The organism is Klebsiella sp. JN_Kp126, assembly GCF_033843325.1.
GTDB lineage: Bacteria > Pseudomonadota > Gammaproteobacteria > Enterobacterales > Enterobacteriaceae > Klebsiella > Klebsiella michiganensis.
This window is the reverse complement of the sequence record NZ_JAWXQV010000050.1, coordinates 99,563-115,842: the sequence shown is the minus strand read 5'-3', so window position 1 is coordinate 115,842 and position 16,280 is coordinate 99,563. Positions and strand designations below refer to the sequence as shown.

Annotated in this window: 15 protein-coding genes; 11 read left to right on the top strand and 4 right to left on the bottom strand. The window is 58.3% G+C overall.

Annotated elements, in window-relative coordinates:
- The first annotated feature begins 69 nt into the window (after positions 1-69).
- From SIK97_RS09475 to SIK97_RS09455, 5 genes are all read left to right on the top strand, one after another.
- Positions 70-1,509, top strand: coding sequence for an N-acyl-D-amino-acid deacylase family protein (locus SIK97_RS09475; RefSeq protein ID WP_057173121.1), 1,440 nt, complete (start codon positions 70-72; stop codon positions 1,507-1,509).
- Between the two features lie 10 nt (positions 1,510-1,519).
- Entirely contained in the window at positions 1,520-1,912 is a 393-nt protein-coding gene (locus tag SIK97_RS09470) for a RidA family protein (protein WP_032747792.1), read from the top strand.
- A 103-nt stretch (positions 1,913-2,015) separates the two neighbouring features.
- On the top strand, positions 2,016-3,500 hold the full coding sequence (locus tag SIK97_RS09465) for a sodium:solute symporter family protein (protein ID WP_025106892.1): 1,485 nt from the start codon (positions 2,016-2,018) through the stop codon (positions 3,498-3,500).
- Entirely contained in the window at positions 3,497-4,369 is an 873-nt protein-coding gene (locus tag SIK97_RS09460; RefSeq protein ID WP_057173122.1) for a 2-dehydro-3-deoxygalactonokinase, read from the top strand. Before SIK97_RS09465 ends, SIK97_RS09460 begins: the two co-directional genes overlap by 4 nt.
- The gene (locus SIK97_RS09455) at positions 4,356-4,958 is read left to right on the top strand and encodes a 2-dehydro-3-deoxy-6-phosphogalactonate aldolase (protein WP_032747798.1); all 603 of its coding nucleotides are present in this window, start codon (positions 4,356-4,358) and stop codon (positions 4,956-4,958) included. The genes SIK97_RS09460 and SIK97_RS09455 overlap by 14 nt, the downstream gene beginning before the upstream one ends.
- On the opposite strand, the gene SIK97_RS09450 is transcribed toward SIK97_RS09455, so the two are convergent.
- Positions 4,955-5,818 (bottom strand): MurR/RpiR family transcriptional regulator, encoded by an 864-nt coding sequence (locus SIK97_RS09450; RefSeq protein WP_014227796.1) that lies wholly within the window; start codon positions 5,816-5,818, stop codon positions 4,955-4,957. The two genes, SIK97_RS09455 and SIK97_RS09450, sit on opposite strands and share 4 nt — an antisense overlap.
- Before the next feature lie 70 nt (positions 5,819-5,888).
- Positions 5,889-6,422 carry a GNAT family N-acetyltransferase gene (locus tag SIK97_RS09445; protein ID WP_029946908.1) on the bottom strand — a complete coding sequence of 178 codons (534 nt, stop codon included), beginning with the start codon at positions 6,420-6,422 and terminating at the stop codon, positions 5,889-5,891.
- A gap of 32 nt (positions 6,423-6,454) precedes the next feature.
- Here SIK97_RS09445 and SIK97_RS09440 point away from each other — a divergent pair, with 32 nt between their 5' ends.
- A complete protein-coding gene (locus SIK97_RS09440) occupies positions 6,455-7,291 on the top strand; it encodes a GNAT family N-acetyltransferase (RefSeq protein WP_032747802.1) in 837 nt (278 codons plus the stop codon).
- Between the two features lie 3 nt (positions 7,292-7,294).
- Here SIK97_RS09440 and SIK97_RS09435 read toward each other — a convergent pair whose 3' ends face one another.
- Positions 7,295-8,656, bottom strand: coding sequence for an MFS transporter (locus SIK97_RS09435; protein WP_025106887.1), 1,362 nt, complete (start codon positions 8,654-8,656; stop codon positions 7,295-7,297).
- Positions 8,657-8,835: 179 nt separating this feature from the next.
- Positions 8,836-9,750, bottom strand: coding sequence for a GntR family transcriptional regulator (locus SIK97_RS09430; RefSeq protein ID WP_032747809.1), 915 nt, complete (start codon positions 9,748-9,750; stop codon positions 8,836-8,838).
- Positions 9,751-9,889: 139 nt separating this feature from the next.
- Between SIK97_RS09430 and SIK97_RS09425 the strand changes: the two genes are divergently transcribed.
- From SIK97_RS09425 to SIK97_RS09405, 5 genes are all read left to right on the top strand, one after another.
- On the top strand, positions 9,890-10,912 hold the full coding sequence (locus tag SIK97_RS09425; RefSeq protein ID WP_032747812.1) for a zinc-binding alcohol dehydrogenase family protein: 1,023 nt from the start codon (positions 9,890-9,892) through the stop codon (positions 10,910-10,912).
- A gap of 11 nt (positions 10,913-10,923) precedes the next feature.
- Positions 10,924-12,369: a tagaturonate reductase gene (locus SIK97_RS09420; RefSeq protein ID WP_032747814.1), complete on the top strand. Its 1,446-nt coding sequence runs from the start codon at positions 10,924-10,926 to the stop codon at positions 12,367-12,369.
- A gap of 134 nt (positions 12,370-12,503) precedes the next feature.
- Positions 12,504-15,269 (top strand): sigma 54-interacting transcriptional regulator, encoded by a 2,766-nt coding sequence (locus tag SIK97_RS09415; protein ID WP_032747816.1) that lies wholly within the window; start codon positions 12,504-12,506, stop codon positions 15,267-15,269.
- A 99-nt stretch (positions 15,270-15,368) separates the two neighbouring features.
- Positions 15,369-15,791, top strand: a complete 423-nt coding sequence (locus SIK97_RS09410; RefSeq protein ID WP_047724582.1) for a PTS sugar transporter subunit IIA — start codon at positions 15,369-15,371, stop codon at positions 15,789-15,791.
- Between the two features lie 14 nt (positions 15,792-15,805).
- A complete protein-coding gene (locus SIK97_RS09405; RefSeq protein ID WP_025106881.1) occupies positions 15,806-16,276 on the top strand; it encodes a PTS sugar transporter subunit IIB in 471 nt (156 codons plus the stop codon).
- Positions 16,277-16,280 lie beyond the last annotated feature (4 nt).

Sequence of the window (16,280 nt, the reverse complement as noted above, 5' to 3'; positions counted from 1 at the left end):
TAGTTTTCCACTGTTTTTCCGCCTTGTAAATGGTTAACTTGTCGACAGAGTTGAAAGGGAGTCATTGCGATGAAAGTTAACTGGCTTTTCAAAAACGTCACGGTCATTGACGGCAGCGGCGGACCGCAGTTTCGCGGCGACGTGGCGGTGAAGGGCGATCGGATTGTAGATATGGCCCCGGCGCTGAACCTGCCGGCGGAGCAGGTGATTGACGGGCAGGGGCGCGTGCTGGCGCCCGGGTTTATCGATGTGCATACCCATGACGACATCAACGTCATTCGTATGCCGGCCTATTTGCCCAAGCTGAGTCAGGGGGTGACGACGGTGATTGTCGGCAACTGCGGGATCAGCGCGGCGACGGCGACCCTGCGCGACGGCGTGCCTGACCCGATGAACCTGCTGGGCGAGCAGGAGCATTTTGTTTACCCCACCGTTGATGCTTACGCCCAGGCGGTGGAGGCGGCGAAGCCGTCATTGAACGTCGGCACGCTGATTGGCCATACCGCGCTGCGCAATAACCATATGGACGATCTGTTCCGTCCGGCGACGGACACCGAGATCGCCGGAATGCGGGTGCAGCTGCGCGACGCGCTGCGCCAGGGGGCGCTGGGTCTGAGCAGCGGGCTGGCCTACGCCAGCGCGTTTCAGTCCACCACCGAAGAGGTGATGGCGCTGGCCGAGGAGCTGGCGGCGGAGGGGGGAATTTATACCACCCACCTGCGTTCTGAGTTCGAGCCGATTCTGGAGGCGCTCGACGAGGCGTTCCGCATTGGCCGCCACGGCAACGTGCCGGTGGTGGTCTCGCATCATAAGTGCGCCGGCGCGAAAAACTGGGGCCGCACCCGCGAGACGCTGGCCTTCTTCGATGAGATGCGCCAGCGCCAGGAGATCGCCTGCGACTGCTATCCCTACTCCGCCAGCTCATCGACGCTGGATATGAAGCAGGTGACCGATGAGTTCGATATCGTCATCACCTGGTCGGAAGCGCAGCCCGAGCAGGCCGGGAAAACCCTGCGGCAGATTGCCGACGGCTGGCAGGTTAGCCTGCACGAGGCGGCGGCGCGGCTGATGCCCGCAGGCGCCATCTACTACAACATGGACGAGCAGGACGTACGGCGGGTGCTGCGTTACCCGGTGACCATGATCGGCTCCGACGGTCTGCCGAACGACCCGATGCCGCATCCGCGGCTGTGGGGCGCGTTCCCGCGGGTCCTGGGCCACTACAGCCGCGATGAACGGCTGTTTCCGCTGACCACCGCTATCCACAAAATGACCGGGCTGTCGGCGGCGCGTTTCCAGCTGGCGGATCGTGGGTTGGTGAAAGTGGGCTACTTTGCCGATCTGGTGCTGTTCGATCCGCAGACGGTGCGCGATGTCGCCAGCTTCTCCGACCCGAAACAACCGGCGGAGGGGATCGAGGCGGTGATGGTCAACGGCGTGATGAGCTACGGCAGCGACAAAAAGATTATCGGGCGCGCGGGGCGTTTCCTGCGCCGCCAAATGAACTAAGGAGTGCAAAATGAGTATTAAACGTTATGGCGTAGAAGGCGGTACCGGCACCGGCGGGCAGCATCTGCCGTTCGCGCGCGCGGTGGAGGCGGGGGGCTGGCTGTACGTTTCCGGCCAGACGCCGATGAGGGACGGTGAAGTGGTGGAAGGCGGGATTGTCGACCAGGCGCGTCTGGCGATTCAGAACTGCGTGGATATCATGACCGAAGCGGGCTACACCCTGGCCGACGTGGTGCACGTCAAGGTGATCCTCACCGATGCGCGCTATTTCCAGTCTTTCAATAAAGTGTTCCGCGAGTTCTTTGGCGACAACCCGCCCGCCCGTATCTGCTGCGTCGCAGACCTGGTGGTGGATTGTAAAGTCGAAGTAGATGTGACCTGTTATAACGCGGCTCGCGTATAAAAATTTATTAACCAGAAATATAAACAGGATTTTTGAGCGCTGAATTCATTCAGCGCTTCGTAGCCTTTTACCTTTTACATACTCAACTGGCAGGATGTGAATAATGAATAGTCATATCTTTTTAGTCGGCTTTATTATTTACGCGTTGGCCATGATTTGGCTTGGCTGGTACGTGTCGCGTAATCAAAAAAGCGGTGAAGATTTTTTACTCGGCGGCCGTTCCTTACCGCTGTTCCTGACGCTGGGCTCCACCGTGGCGACCATGGTGGGGACCGGTTCAAGCATGGGCGCCGTAGGCTTCGGCTACAGCAACGGCTGGGCCGGAATGCTCTACGGCGTGGGCGGAGCCATCGGTATTTTACTGGTGGCCTGGCTGTTTGCCCCGGTGCGTAAACTGCGCTTTATGACCATGAGCGAAGAGCTCTCTTATTATACGGGCGGCAGCCATTTAATTAAAAATATCGTTGGCATAATGATATTTGTTGCCTCGATTGGCTGGCTGGGGGCGCATATTCTTGGCGGCAGCATGTATTTATCCTGGGCGACGGGGATAAATCTGACGGTGGCCAAAATTATTATTGCCCTGGCCTTTGCGATTTACGTCATCATCGGCGGTTATTCTGCGGTGGTATGGACGGATACCATTCAGGCATTAATTCTCTTTTTCGGCTTTATCCTGATGGCGATTCTGGCGGTGGTTCACGTCGGCGGATGGGATGCCATCGTACAGGCGATGGATCCCAGGGCGATGAGCCTGTTTGCGGTCGATAAGCTGGGCGTCATTCCGGCGCTATCGCTGGCGATGGTCATCGGCGTCGGCGTGCTGGCGACCCCTTCCTATCGTCAGCGTATTTATTCGGGGAAAGATGTCTCTTCGGTGCGCCGTTCGTTTGTCTATACCGGCGTGCTGTATCTGTTTTTCTCGGTGCTGCCGGCGATTATCGGCATGGCGGCATGGACCATGAACCCCCATCTTGAGAACAGCAACTACGCCTTCCTGTTCGCCACCAGCTTCCTGCCGGCGATACTGGGTCTGGTGGTGCTGATTGCCGGGCTTTCCGCCACCATGTCTTCGGCCAGCTCCGATGCGATAGCCGCCGTGGCCATCATGATGCGCGATGTCTACACCCTCGTTACCGGAAAAATGCCGCCGGCGCATAAGGCAATAACGCTCTCCCGCTGGATGCTGGCGTTCGTCATCGGCCTGGCGATGATCTTCGCCCTGACCTCGAACGATATCATCAGCTATATCACCAAAATGATCTCCATGCTGATGTCCGGGCTGTTCGTCTGTTCAATTCTGGGCCGCTTCTGGCTGCGCTTTAACTGGCAGGGCGCGCTCACCGCGCTGCTGAGCGGCATGCTGGTGTCGATTGTGGTTCTGGTTAAGGCAGACTGGCTGGCTTACTGGGGCAATCCGTGCATACCGTCGGTCGTCGGCAGCTTCGTTTCCGCCATTTTTGTCACCGTCATGACGCCAGCCAGCAAAATCAGCCGTCAGCAGGCGCTGGAAATGATTACGCAAGAGCGGGAAGGGCAGGCGATTCCGGCGAAGACGGCGGTGCAGGCCTCGGGAGAAGCACCATGAAGGACTATATTGCCGTCGACTGGGGCTCTACCCAGCTGCGCGGCTGGCTGATTCGCAACGGCCAGTGCATCGGGACGAAGCAGCTGCTGCTGGGCATCACCCGCCTGAACGGACGATCGCCCGCCGACGTATTCGCGGAGCATGTGGCTCCCTGGCGCGGCGCCGAAATGCTGCCGGTGCTGATGGCCGGGATGATCGGCAGCGATGCGGGCTGGCAAGCGGTGCCGTATCTGGCCTGTCCGGCGGCGATCGACGCGCCGGGGCAGCAGCGATGCGCCGTGGCTGAAGGCGTGTGGATTATTCCCGGGCTCAAGATTGCCCAGGGCGGGGAGTTCAACGTGATGCGCGGCGAAGAGACGCAGCTGCTGGGGGCGATGGAGCTGGCGCCAGCGGAGTGCTACGTGCTGCCGGGCACCCACTGCAAATGGGTACAGGTGACGGACGGCATGGTGCGTCATTTTGCCACGGCGATGACCGGCGAACTGCACCATCTGCTGATGACGCAATCGCTGATCGGCAAAGGGCTGCCGGCCCAGCAGGCGGACGAGGCGGCCTTTGAACAGGGGCTGGAAAAAGGGCTGGCGCAGCCGTCGCTGATTAGCGAACTGTTTGTCGCCAGAGCCGCCCGGGTACTCGGGGCGCTGGCGGCAACCTCGGTCAGCGACTATCTCTCCGGGCTGCTGATTGGCGCGGAGGTGGCGACCCTCGGGCAGCGTTACCGTACCTCCGGCGTCACGCTGGTTGGCGACCCGGCGCTGAATGCCCGCTACAGCCGGGCGATGAGGGCGCGCGGAATGACGGTTAACAGTTGCAGCGGCGATGAGGCGCTGCTGGGCGGCATGGCGAGGATAATGCATGGACAAGATTAAACTGGTAGCGATTTTACGCGGTATTCGCCCCGCTGAGGCGGCGGAGCATATTGAGACGCTGATAAAGGCGGGATTTCGCTATATCGAAATTCCGCTTAACTCACCGGACTGGCAGCAGAGCATTCCGCAGATGGCCGCGCGCTTTGGCGAGCAGGCGGTGATTGGCGCGGGAACGGTGCTTAAGGTGGAGCAGGTCGATTTTCTGGCCGATGCCGGGGCGAAGCTTATCGTGACGCCGAATACTCAGCCGGCGACCATCCGCCGGGCAGTGGCGCGCGGAATGCGGGTCTGCGCAGGATGCGCTACCGCGACCGAGGCGTTCAGCGCGCTGGACGCCGGGGCGCAGTGGCTGAAGATTTTCCCGTCTTCCACCTTCGGCCCGGACTATATTCGGGCGCTGAAAGCGGTGCTGCCGCCGGAGGTGCCGGTGCTGGCGGTCGGCGGCGTGACGCCGGAGAATCTGGCGAGCTGGGTCGAGGCGGGATGCGCCGGCGCCGGTCTGGGAAGCGATCTGTATCGCGCCGGGCAGGCCGTGGAGCGTACCCGTCAGCAGGCGGAGAGGTTTATCGCCGCCGCCCGCAGCGGTTAATCGCCCAGCGGCTGCCTGTCGACGCCGCCGCGATGGCTGTCGAGCGCCAGCTTAATCCGGCGCAGCCTGCCCTTTGCCTGGGTTTTGTTGGCCATCGCCAGTTCGGTGGCCAGCACGTCAACCATCGCCAGCATCGCATAGCGTGAAGTGCTGGGCTTGAAGATATAGTCGTTTTCGCGCACCAGCAGCGGCAGCACCAGATCCGCCTGCTCCGCCAGCGGCGTTCCGGCGGGGGTGATGGCAATGACCTTTGCGCCGTACTGCCTGGCAATCGCCGCGCTCTCAATAATTTCCTGGGTATAGCCGCCCAGCGACAGCACGATAACCACATCCTTTGGCGTCACCGCCGAGCTCATCATGCGCACCAGCAGGCCGTCGTTCTGGCTGACCACCGGCAGGCCGAGGCGAAACAGACGGTACTGGATCTCCTGGGCGCAGATGGTGGAGCCGCCGCCCATCCCGAGGGCCAGGATCTGCCGCGCGTCGCTCAGCCAGCTCACCGCGCGCTTCAGCGCCTCAATATCCAGCGCCCGGCGGTTGGTCTCCAGCACGCCGATGATCGACTCGTAGATCCCCTGCACGCCCTCAAGGTCCGGAACATCGAGGATAAATCGCTGCCCGACCGCCAGGGATTGCGCGAGCTTCATCTTCAGCTCGCGGACGTCTTTGCAGCCGAGCGCCCGGGCAAAGCGGGTGACCGAGGCCTGGCTGGTGTGGGTCAGGCGCGCCATCTCCGCGATGGGCAGCTCCGCCGCCGCCGCGACATCATCGAGAATAAACTGCGCGATGCGTTTTTCGGTCGCCGTGAGTTCCACAAAGCGATCGGTAATGCAGGAAATGATATCGATTGACCAGGACATACGGGTATCAACGGGTAAGTTTTGAATGGTACTTTGTACCATATTCCGCCGCTGAAATCAGTGCCGGAGGCTACAGCGCTAAGCGCATGGCGCAGCGCGTTTCCGGCGGCAGGCCGTGTTCCGTTTCCAGCTCCCTTTTCGCCGCCAGTCCCGCCGGTAGCCTCAGCTCGCTTAACATTGAAAACCCCAGGCGCGTGTAAAACGGCGCGTTCCACGGCACGTCGCGGAAGGTGGTGAGCGTGACCGCCGGATACGCCGCCTGGCGGGCTGTCTCTATAACCTGCTCCAGCATCATGCGGCCAACGCCTCGTCCCTGCCACGCCTGATGAACGGCGATCTCCACGATAAACAGCGCATCGTCCAGCGGTTCGCTCAGCAGGAAGCCTATCGGTTGGTCATCGGCCACGGCCAGCAGGCTATGGTCAGTTTCAAGAAACAGCCGGTGGCGCTCGGGGCTTATCACTTCGCTTTCCGCCAGCCAGGCCAGCGCCGGGATCTGGCGAAAAGCCTGGGCCGCCGAGCGCTCAATGGCGGGCAGAAGAGGGATGTCTCTCTCCTCAGTCAGGCGTAACGTCGCGGCGGCGGTTATAGTGTTAGTTTTCATCACCTCAGCATAGCAGCCTCCGGGAGAAATGTATGGAGCTTACCGCCGTTTCCGCCACCCAGTTCAGCGTCGCGCAGCTGACGACGATCCTTTGCGACTGTTTCGAAGATTACCTGGTTCCCGTCACGCTATCGGTAGAGGTTTTTGTCCAGCGTTTTAGCGCCGAAGGGCTGAGCCTGCTGGATTCCTGCGTCTGGCTGGATGGAGATGTCCCCGCGGCGATGGCGGTCGTCGCCCGACGCGGCGATGAAGCCAGGCTGGCGGCGTTCGCGGTGCGGCCTGCGTATCGCGGAAAGGGCGTTGGCCGCCGGCTGATGTCGCCGCTTATCGACGCGCTGCGCGAGCAGGGCGTACGGCGGATGTGGCTGGAGGTTATCCGCGACAACCACGCCGCGGTGGCGCTGTATCAATCGCTGGGCTTCGAGGTGCGGCACGGGCTGTGCGGCTATCTGAGCGCGCAGGCCGCGAGCGAGGAGTCATCCGTATTGCAGGAGTATGACGTGCTGGCGCTGACGCGCAGGGCCGGCGCCGAGATTAACGGCCAGCTGCCGTGGCTGATGGACCCGCTCACCTTCAGCACCCTGCCGTGCCGGGCGCTGAGCCTACATCAACAGGCTTTCGCCGTGCTGGCGACCTTAACCAGCAGGCCGCAGCTGCAGTTTTTATGGGTCGATCCCGCCGCCCGCGGGCGCGGGCTGGGACGGGAAATGCTGATGGCGCTCGCCAAACGCTTTCCGGGGCTCGGGACCTCGGTGACCATCCCGGAGCGCTTTACGCCGCTGTTTCACGCCGCCGGCTATACGCCCATGGCATTAAAACAGTATGAAATGAGCGCAACGTTGAGCGCCCCGCCGCCAGCAGGGCGTTGAGATTCAGCCGTTACGCGGGTCGCTAATCGGCTGACGAACCAGGAAAATATAGGCCAGCGCGCCGAGGGCGGTCACGCAGCCGCAGATAATCAGCGCCAGCTGGAATGAGTGGGTGGTATCGACGATAAACCCGGTCACCACCGGCGCGAAGGAGGCGCAGATAAAGCTGGCGAAGTTCTGGATGCTGCCGACGGACGCGGTCATTCTCGAGGCCACCGCGACGTGAATCAACCCCCAGCAGGAGGTGCCGGCAAAGTGGATGCAGAACAGCGCCATACCGATTAACAGCACCGCAGCGATAGAGGTAGTGGCCTGCGGCACAATTAACGTAAACGCGGCGGAGCAGAACATCCCGGCAATAATGCAAATTTTACGGCTTTTGATCGGCGCCATGCCGCCTTTAACCAGCCAGTCGGTGACGTAGCCGTTGATAAGCATACCGGCGGCGCCGAACAGGAACGGAATGGCGGCCATAAAACCGGTACTTTTCAGATCGAGGCTATACGCCGTTTGCAGGTAGCCCGGCAGCCAGGCCAGATACAGCCACGCGGTATAGTTGATGCCGCTGAAGCCCAGCATCATTCCCCACATGGTTTTGTTTTTAAACAGGCTGCGCCATTCGGAAAAGCTCAGCGGGTCGCGGCGAACGTTGACGCTTCCGGCGTTAAGGTAGGCCTGCTCGTCGGCGGTGAGAGAGATATCTTCCCGGTTGCGATAGAGCATATACCAGCCGATAGCGACGAAGATCCCCAGCACGCCGATGGTGATAAACATCCCGCGCCAGCCCATCATCAGCATCATGGCGGCAAGGATCGGCGGGCTGATCGCGACACCAATCGTCGAGGCGGCGTTAAAGAAGCCCATCGGGCGGCCGCGCTCTTTGATATTAAACCAGTCGTTGATCACCTTGACGCCGCAGGGGTTCATCGGCGCTTCGCCGATCCCCATGCCGATACGCACCAGCACGAACTGGGTAAAGCTGTGTACCATCCCCGAGACCGCCTGAAACAGCGACCAGAAAAACATCCCCAGCCCCAGCATGATGCGCGGACCTTTACGGTCCAGCAGCGGCCCGCAGGGGAGCTGGGCGATGCCGTAGGCCAGCGAGAAAACGGACAGCAGCGCCCCGATTTCGGTGGCGCTGAGCCCCAGCTCCTCGCGAATCGTTAAGTTCGCGACGGACAATGAACTTCTGTCGAGGTAATTAATCACCGCCGCCAGAAATAACAGGATCATTGCCGTTGTCTGAATTTTTTTAATGCGAGTACTACGCGTTAACGTATTATCTAACGGAACAGTCATCGTCTCCGCCTTTCCTTTATCAAAGGTTGTCTGCGGGTCGATAGTGATATTTCGTGATTCCACGCCTGACTCCTGGTTATTCTATTTGAACGACAAGTGACATCGAATGGTTTAAACCCCACCCACCTATTTCACAGTAAAGTAAGTCGACTTGTTTTCAGCATAAATAACCTTTTTTCTGGCGCTGGTTTATGTTTTGAGATCTGTGCTGCTGATTATCATTTTCTGTTTTTAATCGGTACTTAATAAGCCAGGGATTCGCTCTGCCTGAGCGAGTTAATCATTGATTGCTTCGCCGAGTTCAGGTGGTTACGCAGCGCCAGGTTGGCGTCCAGATCGCTGCGGCAGATGAGCGCGCTCAGGATAGTCATATGTTCATCAATGGCGATGATATTGCGCTGTTTAAGGTCGCTCTCATCCCACTGATAGTGAAAGTGAAAAATCACGGAAATAATCTCAAGTGATTGATTAAAAAATATATTCTCAGCCGCGGACAGGAGCAGAGAATGAAAGTCGCGATCGAGCTGGGAAAACATACGAAAGCTGTCGCCGATGCTGTCACGCAGGGCGCGATGGCGCTCAAGCAGGGTTTTCGCCTGCAGCCAGCGGGCGTCGTTGTCCGGGAGGTTGAGGAAGTGCTGTAGCGCGTGGGTTTCCAGCATTTCCCGCAGTTCGAACAGCTGCTCGGCCCAGGATTGCTCAAACTTCTTCATATTCCACTGGCCGCGCTTTTCGCTTTCAATCAGGTTGTAGCGGCTGAATTTCAACAAAAACTCCCTGACCACGACCGGGCTGACGCCGGCAGCACGCGCCAGCTGTAGCTCGGAAAATATCTCTCCGGCGCGCAGCTGGCGCTGGTTAATCATGGTGTAAAACGCCTGCTCGAAGAGACGGTTCTGTTCGGCCAGCGAGGCGCTGGAGCCATCGAAGCCGTCCTGCATCTCCGGCTGGCGAAGGATCTGGTAGTCCTGACCGCGCTGGCGCAGCACGCCGCGCTCGCACAGGTGGCTGAGGATATGGCGCACGGTGGTGCGGCTGATGTTGTACATCTCCGCCAGCGCGCTTTGTGAGGGCAGCGGCGACGGAAGAAAGCCGCGCGCCATATCGTTAATGACCTGGTTAATGACGTTGTGACGAAGATTTTGCGAGCGGCTCATTATGCATCTCCATTTTTTTAGCTATTAAAGCCGGATTTAAAACAGTTTTGTGCGTGAGATTTCACAATTTTTGCAATGAATTTATTCTCACCTCTGTTTTTCATCGATATCTAAACCAACAAATACGGAGGAAATTATTATGACGTCGATGAATACATTAGTGTGTCAGGAACCCAAAATATTGCGCTGGGAAAAACGCCAGATTCCCATTCCCGGCGATGATGAAGTGCTTATTAAAATAAAAACGGTGGGGATTTGTGGTACGGATATTCATGCCTGGGGAGGGAATCAACCTTTTTTTAGCTATCCGCGCGTACTCGGTCATGAAATATGCGGTGAGATTATCGGTCTGGGTAAAAATATTCTTAATCTGAAAAGCGGACAGCAGGTTGCCGTCATACCCTACGTCGCCTGCGGTCAGTGTCCGGCCTGCCTGAGCGGCCGGACAAACTGCTGCGAGAAAATTTCCGTGATCGGCGTACATCGGGACGGCGGGTTTAGCGAGTACCTCTGCGTGCCGGTAAAAAATCTGCTGGTGGTGGATGACGTCGAGCCGGAAGCCGCGGCGCTGATTGAGCCTTTTGCTATCAGCGCCCACGCGGTGCGTCGCGCCGCTATCCAGCCGGGAGAGCAGGTGCTGGTGGTCGGCGCGGGCCCCATTGGTCTCGGGGCGGCGGCGATCGCCAAAGCCGACGGGGCGCAGGTGGTGGTGGCGGATACCAGCCCGGCGCGGCGCGACCACGTGGCGCAGCACCTTGGTCTGGCCACGCTCGACCCTTCCGACCCGCAGTTCACCGAACGGCTGTGTGTCACGTTTGGTGGTTCGCTGGCGCAGAAGGTGATCGACGCCACGGGGAATCAGCAGGCGATGAACAATACGGTGAATTTAATCCGCCACGGCGGCAGCATCATCTTTGTTGGCCTGTTTAAAGGTGAGCTGCAGATCCCGGACCCGGAGTTTCATAAGAAAGAGACGACCATGATGGGCAGCCGTAATGCGACGGAAGAGGATTTTGCCAAAGTCGGGCGGCTGATGGCCGAGGGGAAAGTGACCGCCGGGATGATGCTGACCCACCGCTACGATTTCAGGTCGCTGGCTGAGATTTACGAAAACGACGTGATTAACAATCGCCAGCTTATCAAAGGCGTCATTCATTTTTAGCAGTAAAGGCTATGAAATCGTTAAACAGAAAAGATTTTCCCGGGCCGCGGTACCCGACGCGCGTGATTCAGTTCGGCGAAGGCAACTTCCTGCGGGCGTTTATCGACTGGCAGCTGGACCTGCTGAATGAGCAAACCGATCTGGCGGCAGGCGTGACCATCATTCGCCCGATCAACACCGAGTTTCCGCCGTCGCTTAATATCCAGGACGGACTCTACACCACGGCGATCCGCGGGCTGGACGAACGCGGCGAGGCGGTGAGCGAGGTGCGGATTATTCGATCGGTGAATAACGAGATCAACCCGTGGCAGGATTTTGCCGGCTATCTGGCGCTGGCTCGTAATCCGGCGATCGCGTTCGTATTTTCAAATACCACCGAAGCGGGCATCAGCTATCACGCCGGAGACCGGCCTGACGATAAGCCGCCGGTCAGCTTTCCGGCGAAGCTGACCCAGCTGCTGTTCGAACGGTTCCGCCATTTCAACGGCGCAGCGGATAAGGGATGGACGATGATTCCGTGTGAGCTGATCGACTACAACGGCGAAGCGCTGAAGGCGCTGGTGCTGCGCTATGCCGAAGAGTGGCAATTGCCCGCGGCTTTTCGCGACTGGGTTGAGACCGCCAATACGTTTTGTTCAACGCTGGTTGATCGCATCGTCACCGGCTACCCGCGCGAGGAAGCGGAAAAGCTCGAAGCGGAGCTGGGCTACCATGATGCTTTCCTGGATACCGCCGAATACTTCTGGCTGTTCGTTATCCAGGGGCCGCAGGCGCTGGCGAAGACGCTGCGGCTCGAACGTTACCCGCTCAATATCCGTCTCGTAGAGGATATCCGGCCCTATAAAGAGCGCAAAGTCGCCATTCTTAACGGCGCGCACACCGCGCTGGTGCCGGTGGCGTGGCTGTGCGGCGTCGATACCGTTGGCGAAGCGATGCAGGACGAAGCCATTCGCCATTATGTGCAGCAAACTATCGACGAGGAGATTATTCCGGCGCTGGATTTACCGGCCGATGAGCTGAGGCAGTTTGCCGATGCCGTGACCGGGCGCTTTCTTAATCCCTGGATTCGCCATCAGCTGCTCTCTATCGCCCTGAACGGCATGACCAAATTTCGCACCCGGATCCTGCCGCAGCTGCTGACGCATATCCGCCAGCACGGCGCAATCCCGCCGAGGCTAACGTTCGCCCTGGCGGCGCTCATCGCCTTCTATCGCGGGCAGCGCGACGGGCAGGCGTATCCGCTGCAGGATGATGATGTCTGGCTAAGCCGTTTTGCCGCAGGATGGGCGCAGGTGGCGCAAGGCCGCCCGCTGCATGAACTGGTCACCGAAGTCCTGCAGGATACCGGGCACTGGGGTGAAGATCTGACGGCAATACCGGGGCTTGCCGAACAGGTCACGCGGTATCTGGAAGTCATTTTGAGCGCGGGGATGCGGGAGGCCCTGTCGCGGCTGTAATCGGTTTGTTGTGCGGCGCCCGCGGATTTGGGCGTCGTTTTTTTTGTGCTCTGAACCGCAAAAAATAAATTAAGCGCCAATGGTTGGTGGATTTCCCGCATCATAAGCCTCTGAAAGGTGAAGAGGGGGATGCGATGCGTAAAACGGAACTGTTGGCTTTTCTGCAAAATCAGACCGATTTTTTTGATCCGGATAACCTGAGCGAGGTCTTCACCGCCGGCTACCTGGCCCGGCGTTTTGCGATGCAAAGAAACACCGCCAGCCACTATCTGAATCAGCTGGTGGCCCAGGATGTGCTGGTGAAGATTAATACCCGCCCGGTCTATTTCCTGCATAAGGCCGCCTTCTGCCAGCAGTTTTTCCCCCTTTCCCGCAGCGAGTACGCCAGCATGGCGGAGCTGCTCGCGGAGAGCGATCGGCAGCCGGAACAGGCGGATCATTTTTCATTGCTTACCGGCCATGACGGTAGCCTGCGCAAGCCTATCGAACAGATGAAAACCGCGCTGTTTTATCCCAACGGCGGGCTGCCGCTGCTGATCGTCGGCGATAGCGGAACCGGCAAAAGCTACATGGCGGAGCTGATGCACGAGTTTGCTATCGCCCAGGGACTGCTGGCGCCCGATGCGCCCTTTGTCTGCTTCAACTGCGCCCAGTACGCCAGCAACCCGGAGCTGCTGGCCGCCAACCTGTTTGGCTACGTCAAAGGCGCGTTTACCGGCGCGCAGGGCGATAAGGCCGGGGCGTTTGAAGCGGCAAACGGCGGCGTGCTGTTTCTCGATGAAGTCCACCGCCTCGATGCGCAGGGCCAGGAGAAGCTCTTCACCTGGCTGGACCGCAAAGAGATCTATCGGGTGGGAGAGACGGCGCAGGGGATACCGATTTCGCTGCGGCTGGTGTTTGCCACCACCGAAGATATTCACAGCACGTTTCTGACCACCTTTATTCGTCGTATTCCGATCCTCATTAGCCTGCCTGATTTACAAAACCGCAGCCGCGGCGAGAAAGAAGCGTTAACGCTGCAGTTTTTCTGGCAGGAGGCCCGCACGCTCGCCGCCCGGCTGCAGCTGACGCCCCGGCTTTTACAGGTGCTGACGCACTACGTTTATCGCGGCAACGTCGGTGAGCTGAAGAATGTCGTCAAGTACGCCGTCGCGTCGGCGTGGGCCAGGTCTCCGGGCAGCGAGAGGCTAAACGTCACGCTGCACGATCTGCCGGAAAATATCATGGCCGCGACGCCGGCGCTTAGCGAACCGATGGGCCAGCAGGAGCCGCTGCTTATTGAACCGCAGACCAGCCTGGTCTGGCTGCTGCGCGCGCGCGACCCGGTTCAGGGGCTGATCTATGATGCTCAGTGCCGCGTTCTCGCGCTGTATGAGGCGGTGCTGAGTAAAAAAACGGTCTGGGAAGAGGCGCAAAAAAGCATGGGCGAGGAGATGGAAACCCTCTTCGATCGGCTGGTTTTCGATAATCATGATGCCAACAGCTCGCATCTGCTGCTGCTGATAACCCATCAGGTGCGGGAGGAGTTTTATCGCCTTGAAAAGCGCTTCAATATTCAGTTTAACGGCAACTGTATCTACGCCCTGAGCCACTACCTGATTCATCGTTCTCGCCAGGCGCAGTCGACGATGAGCAATGAGAAAAGCCGCCAGCTGGAGGATTTCCTGGCGCAGAAATACCCGCTGCTGTATCGCTTTTGTGAAGAGATCCTCGCCGCGCTGGCGCTGAAGCTGGATATTGAACCCCGACGCATTGACCTGCTGCTGCTGGTGCTGTGGTTACAGAAAAATGGCGCCATTAGCCAGCAGCAGGTGACCCGGGCAGTTATCCTCGCCCACGGTTACGCCACCGCCAGCAGCATCGCCAACGTGGCGAACCGGTTGCTGAAAAGCCAGCTGTTTGAGTCATTCGATATGCCGCTCGACGTGACGCCGGAGGCTATCGCTAACCAGGTGATGGCCTGGATCGAGAGTCACGCGCTGGCCTCCGGACTGGTCATTCTGGTCGATATGGGATCGCTGAACGCCATTCACAGCCACTTCAACCGCCGGCTGTCCACGCCGATGGCGATTATTAATAACGTCTCGACCGGGATGGCGATGTACGTCGGGGAGCGGGTTTTGCAGGGCGATATGCTGGAAGATATCGTCCGGGAGATAGGCAATGACCTCGCGGTTGAGCATCAGCTCTATTACCCGCAAACGGACAAACCGCGGGCGATTCTTACAACCTGCGCCACTGGTCTGGGGGCGGCGGCGAATCTGTCGGCGCTGTTAAAAGCCAGCATTCCTGAGACGCTCGGCATCGATATTGTGGCATGCGATGTGGAAACCCTCGCCGATCCCGCGCGGCGGGCGCCGATGCTCAGCCGCTATGAGGTGCTGGCGATTGTCGGCACCCTCGATCCGCATCTCGCCGATCTGCCGTGGATCTCGCTGGATTCGCTGATTTCCGGCGAAGGAAGCCGCCCGCTGATGCGTATCTTCGGCGAACTGGCCTCCGCTGAGCAGGTCAGCGAGATCAATAACCTGATCCTGAAAAATTTCTCGCTGCGCCGGGTGATCGAGTCGGTGACGATCCTCGATACCGGTAAAGTGATCAATCAGGTCGAGCAGTTTTTACTGCGCTATGAGCATCTGGCCGGCTGCGATGTGCCTAACGATCGCAAGGTGGCGCTGTACGTGCATATCAGCTGTCTGATAGAACGCCTGATCCGTAACGCTTCGCCATCCCATTATTCCGGCAAACAGTGTCCGGAGAGCGAGCTGGTTATTCTGCGCGAGGCCTTTAGTGTCATTGAGAACGGATATAGTGTCAAAATCCCCGCCGTTGAGCTGTATTACATTCACGATATCCTGACGCGAGAAACGGAATTTATTCAGGAAGATCAAGAGTTTTAAGACTCGTCATCGGTTCGTCCTTGCGCTAACCGGCACGCCACTGTTTCTGGCACGCCGGTTGCAATTAAGAAAGCAGTGGAATGCGCTTTCGAGGTAAGGATGAAACGACACTATATTTTTGCCAGCCATGGCACCTTTGCTAACGGTTTGCTGAACTCCGTGGAGCTGATCCTCGGTAAGCAGCCGGATATTTATACTCTCTGCGCCTACGTTGAAGAGGAGGCCGATCTGACGCAGCAGGTGGAGACGCTGCTGGCGCGTTTCCCCGCCCAGGATGAGCTGATTGTCATTACGGATATTTTCGCCGGTAGCGTCAATAATGAGTTTGTGCGTTTTTTATCGCGCCCTAATTTTCATTTATTGTCCGGTTTAAACCTGCCGCTGATTATTGATTTACTTATTTCCACAGGCGAAGAAAATACCGAGAAATTAATTTCTGAAGCATTAACAAGCGCCAAAGAGAGCATTCAGTACTGCAATCAGACGATTGCCAGTGCGATGACTATTGATAAAGACTTCTGAAATGAGGGAACACCATGATTACGCTATTAAGGGTTGACCATCGATTACTTCACGGCCAGGTGGCCTTTTCCTGGACCCAGTATGTCGGCGCCGATTGCATTTTAATCGCCAACGATAATGTCCCTGAAGATGAGCTGCGGAAAACCACAATTAAGCTCGCTAAACCGCCTTCGGTAAAACTGGTGATTAAAAATATTAACGACGCTATCGAATCGATAAAAAGCGGCGTGACGGATAAATATCATCTTTTTATCGTCGTGGAATCGGTCAATGACGCCTGGCGTATTGCCAGCGCCGTCGAGGGGATAAAAAGTATTAATCTCGGCGGAATAAAAGCCAAAGAGGGCAGTAAAAATATTTCTAAGGCGATTAATTTACTGCCGGAAGAAATTGAACAACTGCAGCAGCTGGTCGGGAAAGGCGTCGAAGTTGAGATCCGCCAGGTCCCTAACGATCGCAAACAGCTTTTTGCGCAATGCGTTTAACTCC

Bases quoted from the DNA above. Each gene is read 5' to 3' on its own strand.
- SIK97_RS09425 (WP_032747812.1), top strand. From the start codon at position 9,890: ATGACGTCGATGAATACATTAGTGTGTCAGGAACCCAAAATATTGCGC.
- SIK97_RS09430 (WP_032747809.1), bottom strand. From the start codon at position 9,750: ATGAGCCGCTCGCAAAATCTTCGTCACAACGTCATTAACCAGGTCATT.
- SIK97_RS09420 (WP_032747814.1), top strand. From the start codon at position 10,924: ATGAAATCGTTAAACAGAAAAGATTTTCCCGGGCCGCGGTACCCGACG.
- SIK97_RS09415 (WP_032747816.1), top strand. From the start codon at position 12,504: ATGCGTAAAACGGAACTGTTGGCTTTTCTGCAAAATCAGACCGATTTT.
- SIK97_RS09445 (WP_029946908.1), bottom strand. From the start codon at position 6,422: ATGAAAACTAACACTATAACCGCCGCCGCGACGTTACGCCTGACTGAG.
- SIK97_RS09470 (WP_032747792.1), top strand. From the start codon at position 1,520: ATGAGTATTAAACGTTATGGCGTAGAAGGCGGTACCGGCACCGGCGGG.
- SIK97_RS09465 (WP_025106892.1), top strand. From the start codon at position 2,016: ATGAATAGTCATATCTTTTTAGTCGGCTTTATTATTTACGCGTTGGCC.
- SIK97_RS09460 (WP_057173122.1), top strand. From the start codon at position 3,497: ATGAAGGACTATATTGCCGTCGACTGGGGCTCTACCCAGCTGCGCGGC.
- SIK97_RS09440 (WP_032747802.1), top strand. From the start codon at position 6,455: ATGGAGCTTACCGCCGTTTCCGCCACCCAGTTCAGCGTCGCGCAGCTG.
- SIK97_RS09455 (WP_032747798.1), top strand. From the start codon at position 4,356: ATGGACAAGATTAAACTGGTAGCGATTTTACGCGGTATTCGCCCCGCT.
- SIK97_RS09475 (WP_057173121.1), top strand. From the start codon at position 70: ATGAAAGTTAACTGGCTTTTCAAAAACGTCACGGTCATTGACGGCAGC.
- SIK97_RS09450 (WP_014227796.1), bottom strand. From the start codon at position 5,818: ATGTCCTGGTCAATCGATATCATTTCCTGCATTACCGATCGCTTTGTG.
- SIK97_RS09405 (WP_025106881.1), top strand. From the start codon at position 15,806: ATGATTACGCTATTAAGGGTTGACCATCGATTACTTCACGGCCAGGTG.
- SIK97_RS09410 (WP_047724582.1), top strand. From the start codon at position 15,369: ATGAAACGACACTATATTTTTGCCAGCCATGGCACCTTTGCTAACGGT.